Source organism: Sphingobacterium sp. GW821-FHT03E03 (genome assembly GCF_059420745.1).
In genome coordinates this window covers 23,521-32,792 of sequence record NZ_JBWKUH010000040.1, presented here as the reverse complement: position 1 = coordinate 32,792, position 9,272 = coordinate 23,521, and the positions used below count along the sequence as shown (strand labels likewise).

The following is a 9,272-nucleotide window of genomic DNA, read 5'->3' as shown; positions in this document are numbered from 1 at the left end:
CCGCATCATATTTTCTATATCCGAAATACTCATGCCTTTGGCATATAGCGAAACTATCACGTTCTCAACTCCATCAATCATGTTCTTGCGTTTGGGGACAATGATCGGATTGAATGAACCATCGCGATCCCGGGGAACCTGAATTTCCAGATCTCCCTGATCGCCACGGACCTTTTTGCTCGTATGTCCGTTGCGTGAATTACCCTGACCACTGCGCTCATGCTTTTCATAGCCAAGGTGGCCGTCCATTTCTCCTTCAAGCATTTGCGATACTGCACGTGCCTGTAACTCGCGGAAAAACGATTGCAGCTCCAAGCCGTCCTTAAAACTCTTTAAGAACTCCTTGTCGTTTAATAGTGACTCCTTGTCAATCATACTCTTATAAAGTTAAGTAAATAAAAATGTGAAGTCCTTTCCAACTCCGCATTTTTATAACTTACACACTTGATGAGACAGTGTCTTTCTTAATTTTCAATTCGTCGCTCTTGCGCGCTTTTTGTTAAATAATCGAAACGTGGAGCTTTCTTAAGAGCGACTAAATAAACTCTAAGGAATGTATTTAACAGACTTATCAGAATTAAAAGTACTGATGTTTTAACTGCCTAATAATATCAATAACGTTATTCCAGACACCGGAGCCCTATAAATGCGTTGGTAAATATCTACCAGATTTATGCAATTATTCTTGGTTGGATAGAAAACCTTCTATTTTTTGAGAACAAGACACAAAATTCACGCTATTTATTCAATGTTTGAAAAGCGGGAAGGCTTCAGTGGATTTTTAGCACATATCTGAATTGGCTCTAATTGAAAAATATAGATCCAATGACACAGTTCGTGTTACACTCCCTTTAATCGTTCATAAAATGCTTCTATTTTCAGTATTAAACGCTTTATCTATGTTAATCATTGTCTGTGTTTTTAGATACATTCCTGTAACGTCTTTTATCTTATTTTTTGAGTCCTCGTTGATAAATATTATCCCGATTCATTAAGCTATATCCGTCAACCTAATTATCTTTCCATCCTCAGAAAACTCAAAAATCGACTCTCCCCTTAACTTTATCTCATCGCCCTTTTTTAGTCCATTCGGAAAGTCCATTGAAGCAACAGCTTTGTAGCTAATCGTTATTTCAGTAGAATTATGTTTATGAGTCATCGTCTCGATGGACTGCTTTCTTTCGCTGAAATAGGAGAGAGCTTCAGTGGCGTGTTTCTTGAATTTTTCAATTCCTTGTAAGTACATGGTTTGCTCACCGTTCATAATATTTTGGAAAATAATGTCGTCAGGGAAATTTGTTGTCATATTTTCCACGTCCATCTTATTATAAGCTTCAACATATCGGAAAATCCTATTAGTCCTATCGTTTAGAATAGGGAGAGGTGGCAAGGCATTGTCAACCGATTTAATGGACCCATAAATTTTCTTGAACGTTTCTAAGACATTATCTCCTAATCCCTCGATAAAACTGATTAATTCAACTGCTAGTAGATCCTTTGTTTTTTCATTAGCAAGTCTACTTATTTTATTTTCTGACATTCCAATCTTTTCTTCGACTTCATTTTGTCTAAGTGTATATTTTTTTAGAAACTGGACTTCTTTTGGTAAATGGTTAAAGTCTAATAAAAGATGTTCTTTCGGCCTGGTTGGGAAAATTGTCTCTATTGCATTCTCAAACTCGCTATCTGGTAGACCTGCTGATTTAATGGCTAGGTAGATGATCTTATAGAACTCTTCTGGCGTAGGCTTCGCTGTTTCTTTATTATTTAAATCATTCATTCTTGGCCTTTTTATATCGGCCAGATCTCTAATTTTGTCTTTAATGATTTTTAAAGAGTTTAAATATTCACCTAATGATGTTGGCATTTCTTAAAAATTTATATGACTTTTACTTGAAAAACTTTTTAAAGTCATATTTTACACTTATATTTGTGCTAATTATTATAGCGACATAATTGAGATACTGGTAAGGCATCTCTTTACGATTGTCACTCATGAACGAAACCGTCAAATTCCACATGAGTTGATCGTGAGCTCGCTTTCTATTGGATTTTCTTATCTTTGCAGATAATAGTCCAGTAGAGCGTTGCTCATGTAAGTCTTCTGTGGAACCATAATCTCGGTTATGGAGGCTCTTGACGGTGCCAGTTCAGAAGCTATGGGCATCGCTCTATTGGTTTTATACCAATATTAATTTTCCCATCTGGTTTTCAGAGTGCATTTCGTTTAAATAAATAACCAAATAAGATTATGATAAAACGATTAGAAAACACCCACCAAAAAACCACAGTTTGCCTCCAGGAGGTGAGCCATCGTTTAGAACACACGATTCCCATAAAGAACGCAATACGCGCGCCCGAATAGTTTATTAAATCATTAAAAACCGAAACAGGAGAGGGGCTGCTATCGCAGGTTTGTAATGTGCCGATAGGATACAAATAAGTACTCCCTTTTTCATGGTTTTCCGATCTGTCTGTTTTGCAACATTCCCTTTAGATTGGTTAATAATAAATTTAAGTACTCTATTCGAGCCTTCACAACTTAAAAATAGTATTTAAAATTTATTGTTCCAAATAAACTAAGGAATTTTTGTATAGTTTTTCTATAAAATACAGGTCGGTTTTTTAACTGCCCCGATAGGAAGCGCCATAATGTCCCCCTAATCAATACCTTGTAACCGTTTTGGGGCGCTTTTCGGGATTTTGTTAATTCTTAATTTGTGACACCTGCAAGGACTGTGAATTCCCTGCAATGACACCTCTTTGGAATGCGAAAAATCGCAAATGGGGGAAGCTATGTTCTTTACAATAGATAGAACAAGGCTCAAGTCATCTTTATGAACCTTAAAAATGAATCAAAAATATTCAAATGTGCTCGCCCTCGAGCTAGCCATATACCAAGTGCACGATCAGGGATATAATCCATTAGATAAGATCGTCGATTTTTGGAAAAAATACGATATCAATACCATCCAGAATACGATCAATACCATATTGAAACACGCGCCTGCGTATAAGAAAAGTGGTAACATCGTGCAGCTCTGCCATAAGCAGATATTTGCTGCCCGTCTGATGCGGTTATTGATCGCATACTTTCATGTGCATACGGACCATATTGAGATCAGTCAGCTGGATATATCCGGTGCTGAAACCACGCAGAGTAGCCTGGATGAGCTAGAGATCACCAAGAGGATCCATGAGTTCTTTGGTAGAATGGTAGACTTAGACTGATCTTAACAATAAGCAGATGACGAAACAATCAAAATCGTTGACTACCTTATTGGATAAGGTAGTTAACATTCCAACAATACAGATTATATTTTTTGTAATAATCATCCTTCTAAGTTCTAAGTTTAGTTTATCGGCTCAGACGCCCCGCAAGGATAGCGGGGCCAATGGGCCTTTAACAGTATCTGGTACTGTGGTTTCGGTACTAGATGGTAAACCGATACAGGGCGTATCGGTTCGTATCGAAGATGAAAAGGGGAGAGCATCCACTAAAAGTGACAGTTCATTCACAGTGCCAGTAATAGCTTCGGCAGGAATGGTGAAGTTTAGCCATATCGGTTTTAAGCCCTTAGCATTACCGTATTCAGCCGGCGTATCATTAACAGTAAATTTGATTCCCTTAGAGAACCAGCTCCAGGAGGTGGAGGTGGTCTCTACCGGATACCAAAAGATTCCGAAGGAGCGGGCAACGGGAAGTTTTGAGTTTGTGGACAACAAGCTGCTCAATCGTAAGGTGTCCACTGATATTTTGAGCAGGCTGGAAGATATTGTGCCAAGCATCAGTCGTGATAAATCTTTTGATCGCGGCAAGCTACCTTTTATAAACGTTCGAGGCGTAAGTAGCATGCGTTCCTATCCTTGGCCGCTTATCGTAGTGGACGGCATGCCATATCAAGGGGATTTGAACTGGGTAAACGGCTCTTCGTATTTTGGGAGTTTCAATAACATCAATCCAAATGATATCGAAAATATTACCGTGCTCAAAGATGCTGCCGCAGCATCTATATGGGGTGCGCAGGCAGGGAATGGTGTCATCGTAATTACCACCAAAAAAGGTCGATATAACCAGCCCGTGCAGGTCTCTTTTAATGCCAATCTAACCGTAGAGGCCAAGCCTGATCTTTATTATTTACCTCAAATGTCGAGCAGGGATTATATCGATGTGGAGCGCTTTTACTTTGAAAAAGGTGCTTACGATTATAAAAAGAGCCAAATTTTCAACCGGTTTTCACCAGTACAGATTCTTATGATGAAAAAGGAAAAAGGTCTTTTATCGAGTGATGAGCTCGACCGTGAACTCGATCGGCTTGCTCAGATTGATACACGGGATCAGTTTTTAAAATATGTTTATCGAAATGCTGTGAAACAGCAATATCATACACAGCTTTCGGGTGGCGGCACGTCATTGCGGTATTTGTTCTCTGCAGGCTATGATAAAAACCTGGACAATATGGTCAATTCTAATTTTGACCGCGTTAACCTTAAAAGCTCCGCCCAGCTTTCTCCGATAAAAAATCTCGATCTAGGCGTTGGAATTACCTATACGAAATCGAAATTGATGGATCCGAGTGGTACCAATACACAGTATAGCAACCTTATGGCAGGAAATTATCCTTATACGCTCATAGCTGATGCGGGCGGCAAACCTATATCAATTGATGGTGCTGGTGTCAATCCGTTCTTTTTGGATACACTGTCTGCCTATAATAAATTACTGGATTGGCGATATCGGCCTCTAGAGGATCTTGACCTGATCACAAATAGGGTAGACGTAAGTGATATCGTACTTGACTTCAATGCTGAATATAAATTGCCTCTTGGAATTAGAGCATCCATATTGTATAACTACCGCGATCAGCAGCAGGATCAGGAGTATTGGAAAAGCGTCAATTCCTTTGTGATGCGTGATAAGATCAATTCATTCAGCCAGTGGGATTATACCCCGGTTAAGAGAAATCTTCCTTTGGGCGATAACCGCTACATCCTCAATACAAAAGGGACCATGCACCAGGGACGTTTTCAGCTGTCGTATAATCATGAGTTTTCAGAAAACCATTCAGTATCGGCTATCGCAGGAATGGAGATCAAAGATATGAAGACCAGGACATACAGCGCCAACTATTGGGGGTATAATAAGGATCAGCTGACCTGGCAACCGGTCGACCTGATCTCTATCTTTCCATGGGGGAATGGCATTCTTGGCAGAAGCAAAATCTATAGTCCGCAAGAGTCGCAAAATCGAGTAAATAGATTTACATCCTATTTCGCGAATACTTCTTATACTTTTAAAAGTAGGTACATAGCGAGCGGAAGTATCCGTAAAGATGCATCCAATCTATTTGGTGTAAAAACAAATAATAAGGGGCAGCCATTTTGGTCAGTGGGCGTGGCCTGGCTGATTTCAAATGAGCTATTTTTCAAGCATCAAAGCCTAATTGAATTTTTAAAAATCCGGACTACTTTTGGTTATAATGGCAATGTCAACAATACTGTTTCTGCCTATCCAGTGATGGATATATCGCCCTATCCGGATTATGTAACCGGAAATACGTACGCTGCGATAAGCAATCCCCCAAATCCCAATTTAAGATGGGAGAATGTAGGGATGTTCAATCTTGGGTTAGATTTTGGCTTGAAAAACAATGTGTTGTCCGGTTCAATAGAATATTATATCAAAAATTCAACCGACCTTATCGCACCTGCAATGATCGATGCGACATCTGGTTTTGGTACGCTAAATATCAATAGTGCCAATATGCGGGGTAGAGGTGTCGATATCAATCTACAATCCCTCAATATCAGATCCACTAATTTTCAATGGATGTCAAATCTTGTATTCGCGTACAACCGTACTAAGGTAACCAAATCCTATATCAGTAATGATGATGGTAAAAACTTCGTCAGTGGCAACCGTATCTTGACGCCAATTGAAGGTTTTGATGTGTATGCTGCACTCGGGTTTTCCTGGAAAGGACTGGATGCTGAGAAAGGACGCCCGATAGGTCTGGTTGATGGGGTAGAATCTACCGATTATGCTGCTATCTACAATAATACGAAGGTTAAGGATATGGTTAATCTTGGCTCTATGCAGCCCGTTTATTTTGGTAGTCTGAGAAATAGTTTTAGCTATCGCTGTTTTGAATTTTCTTTTAATATAAGCTACCAGCTTGGACATAAGTTCAGGCGCAAATCTTTCAATGGTTACCAGTTTTGGCAGGCCAATGCTGGTCATAAGGATTATGCTCTACGCTGGCAGAAGCCGGGGGATGAGTTGCATACGGATATACCAGCCTTGGCATTTCCGCTGGATTATTACGGCGATCTATTTTATAGCATGTCCTCTGCGTTGATTGGACCCGCAGACCAGATCAAACTGCGTGATATACAGCTCGGATATAATTTTCCGTCAAAGAGAAACCGTCTGTTTAAGGAACTTCGTGTATATGGCTATGTCAATAATATAGCTACGATATGGAGGGGCAATAAATTGGGAATAGACCCTGAATTCGGTGAGAATTTCCCGGATCCAAAATCTCTCTCAATTGGTATGAGCTGTAAATTTTAAGAAAGGAAAACAGAATGAAAAATACAACAAAATTAAAAGTGATGTTTTTACTGGTTGTGCTTGCATCGCTTACGGCTTGTAATAAATTTTTGGACGTAAAGCCAGACGGAAAGATGGTGGTGCCAAAAGATCTGAATGACTGCGAATTATTGTTGAATGATTATACGGTCATGAATTGCAGCTATCCAAATGCAGCTGAGGTGAGCGCAGACGATTACTTCCTGCCGGTATCGATCTGGCAATCCATAGGGCTATTGGACGACCGAAATTATTACATCTGGTCAAATGATGTCCCATCGCTTTCTGTGCAGTGGTTGAACGCATATAAGGTTATTTTTAATACAAATCAGGTACTTGAAATTGTTGGGGGCCTAGATCAGCATAGTGTAAACATGGGGCAATACAAACAAGTAGCTGGAGCAGCTCACTTTTATCGAGCGTTTGCCTTCCACCAGCTGTTATCTTGCTATGCATTGGCATATGATAAAGCAACGGCCAACAACCAACCTGGTATCCCATTGAAATTGAGCCCACAACTGGACACCAAAACAGTGCGTGCATCCATTCAGGAATCGTATGGTCAGGTGATATCGGATTACCAAAAAGCAGCTGGTTTTTTAGGAAATACGGCATCAGGTAAAGGCCGTCCTGCCAAAGCTGCTGCATTTGCTGGTCTTGCCCGGCTCTACCTAGACAAGCATGATTATGAAAATGCTTATAACTATGCGGATTCAGCGTTAGGGATCACCAGTGAGCTATTAGATTATAATACATTGAATATATATTCCTATGCACCGATACCGGTCTTCAATGCGGAAGTGCTGTTTTCAGCCACTACCAGCTTTAACTATCCATTGATGCAGGGCTACGCCCGTGTGGACTACGATTTGTATGAGAGCTATACGGCTAGTGACCTACGTAAAAAAATCTACTTTATGAACAACTATGATCTTCCGGAAATGAGTTATGACTTCAAAGGATCATACGATAATACCCAATCTGGAAATTTTGTCGGCCTGACCACAAGCGAGATGTATCTGGTGAAAGCCGAATCTGCTACACGACTGGGCGATCGAAATACAGCGTTAGCAGCCATAAATACACTTCGAAAATACAGATATCCGGCAACAGCCTTTGAATTGGTGGATATCGCTAATCAGGATGACCTTCTACGATTTATTCTAGAAGAACGTAGGAGAGAACTCGTATTTAGGGGCCTCCGGTGGGCGGATTTGAAAAGGCTCAATCAAGACCCGAAAACACAGAAAACCTTGACGAGGAAACTAGGGGATAAGTTATATAGCCTCCCACCGAAAAGCCTTGCTTATGCCTTATTAATTCCAATAGATGTAATAAGGGAATCAAAAATTGAACAGAATAAAAGATAACCAAAAACAAATACAAACGATGAACAGATTAATTTTAATGCTAGGTTTTGTGATCTTGGGCTTAACATCTCACGCACAAAAAAATGAAATAGATCGCAATAAGGAGTTGAAGATCGGATCACAGTTGCCCTCATTTCCGAAATCGACAATTGTCAATTATCCCAATAAAGTATATGATTACAAAAAGTCAGCTAACAAATTGCTGATCCTGGACTTTTTTAATACGGGCTGTGCCAGCTGCATAGAGAATATGCCCCGTCTAAACAAGTTAAAAATGCAATTTAAGGATCGGTTAGATGTTGTGATGGTAACTTATGAAGATAAGCAGCGCATGGAAAAGTTCTATGCGAACAATAAGTTTTTGAAGGAAAATAACGTTAAGATACCGACAATCGTGTCAGATACGCTATTAAAAAAATACTTTCCACATCAGGCGGTCTCCCATACGGTATGGATAATCAACAATGAAGTGAAAGCGATCAGTCATCCTGACTTTGTTAATGAAGAAAATATCCAGAGACTATTGGATGGGAAAACAATCAGTATTCCCCTGAAAGATGATTTTGCGATTAGTGAAATAGAAGAAAGGTCGGAAACAATTGATTCCAGGGGAAAGTCTTTAATGGGATCGATCCAGCTTACTGGATATAAAAACAATCTGAATTCGACCGGATTGAAATATAGGTATGATTCACTACAACGGATGCATGTGACCTACATTAATAATCTGGATATCCTTGGTGCATTTACGGCTGCTTGGGCGCATATTAAAACGCCAAAATATTTTCTAACAAAGGACCGTATTGTATGGGAAGTTGCCAATCCTGATCGTTATTTCTATGACAAGTCTAAATCATTGCCTTATCATGCTTGGGCGGAGCAAAATGCGATTTGCTATGAGAGGAAAGATTGTCTCGAAGTATCTGATACTGTTCGGGTGCAAAAAGTACTGGAAGATCTTTCTGACCTACTTAATCTTGATGTAAAATGGGAAATGCAAAAAAGACCATGTTTAATCATTGTCAATGAAGGCAAGCCCGACGAGAAAAAAATTGCCGAAATACCAGATAATGACAGTAACCTTGTCGAAGGGGCGGAGACCTTGACAGGTTACCTTGATTTCGCGGGTGTTTTCCCACCAGTATTTGATGAGTCCAAATATACTGGTATTATAAAGGTGCCTAACGGTTATGATCTTGAAAAGTTAAATGCCCGGCTTTCTTATTATGGATTGAAGATCAAGGAAGGCTCTAGGGATATGGAAGTGTTAGTGATTCGTGAGCGGTAAATCAAAATGGGGCGCAAGTGCG

At 39.8% G+C, this 9,272-nt stretch carries 6 protein-coding genes; 4 read left to right on the top strand and 2 right to left on the bottom strand.

Annotated elements, in window-relative coordinates; translation table 11 throughout:
• Together AC07UV_RS24545 and AC07UV_RS24540 are read right to left on the bottom strand one after the other, a co-directional pair.
• Positions 1-375, bottom strand: a 375-nt coding sequence (locus AC07UV_RS24545; protein ID WP_495185660.1) for a transposase, incomplete at its 3' end; no start/stop codon positions are given.
• A gap of 616 nt (positions 376-991) precedes the next feature.
• Entirely contained in the window at positions 992-1,867 is an 876-nt protein-coding gene (locus AC07UV_RS24540; RefSeq protein WP_495185659.1) for a nuclear transport factor 2 family protein, read from the bottom strand.
• Positions 1,868-2,850: 983 nt separating this feature from the next.
• Here AC07UV_RS24540 and AC07UV_RS24535 point away from each other — a divergent pair.
• Genes AC07UV_RS24535 through AC07UV_RS24520 form a run of 4 tightly spaced genes read left to right on the top strand, consistent with a single transcriptional unit; the run spans position 2,851 to position 9,250 of the window.
• Complete coding sequence (locus tag AC07UV_RS24535) at positions 2,851-3,231, top strand: hypothetical protein (RefSeq protein ID WP_495185658.1); 381 nt, start codon at positions 2,851-2,853, stop codon at positions 3,229-3,231.
• Positions 3,232-3,247: 16 nt separating this feature from the next.
• The gene (locus tag AC07UV_RS24530) at positions 3,248-6,574 is read left to right on the top strand and encodes a SusC/RagA family TonB-linked outer membrane protein (RefSeq protein ID WP_495185657.1); all 3,327 of its coding nucleotides are present in this window, start codon (positions 3,248-3,250) and stop codon (positions 6,572-6,574) included.
• A 14-nt stretch (positions 6,575-6,588) separates the two neighbouring features.
• The gene (locus AC07UV_RS24525) at positions 6,589-7,962 is read left to right on the top strand and encodes a RagB/SusD family nutrient uptake outer membrane protein (RefSeq protein WP_495185656.1); all 1,374 of its coding nucleotides are present in this window, start codon (positions 6,589-6,591) and stop codon (positions 7,960-7,962) included.
• 19 nt (positions 7,963-7,981) lie between these two features.
• Positions 7,982-9,250 (top strand): TlpA family protein disulfide reductase, encoded by a 1,269-nt coding sequence (locus AC07UV_RS24520; RefSeq protein ID WP_495185655.1) that lies wholly within the window; start codon positions 7,982-7,984, stop codon positions 9,248-9,250.
• Positions 9,251-9,272 lie beyond the last annotated feature (22 nt).

Bases quoted from the DNA above. Each gene is read 5' to 3' on its own strand.
- AC07UV_RS24540 (WP_495185659.1), bottom strand. From the start codon at position 1,867: ATGCCAACATCATTAGGTGAATATTTAAACTCTTTAAAAATCATTAAA.
- AC07UV_RS24535 (WP_495185658.1), top strand. From the start codon at position 2,851: ATGAATCAAAAATATTCAAATGTGCTCGCCCTCGAGCTAGCCATATAC.
- AC07UV_RS24530 (WP_495185657.1), top strand. From the start codon at position 3,248: ATGACGAAACAATCAAAATCGTTGACTACCTTATTGGATAAGGTAGTT.
- AC07UV_RS24525 (WP_495185656.1), top strand. From the start codon at position 6,589: ATGAAAAATACAACAAAATTAAAAGTGATGTTTTTACTGGTTGTGCTT.
- AC07UV_RS24520 (WP_495185655.1), top strand. From the start codon at position 7,982: ATGAACAGATTAATTTTAATGCTAGGTTTTGTGATCTTGGGCTTAACA.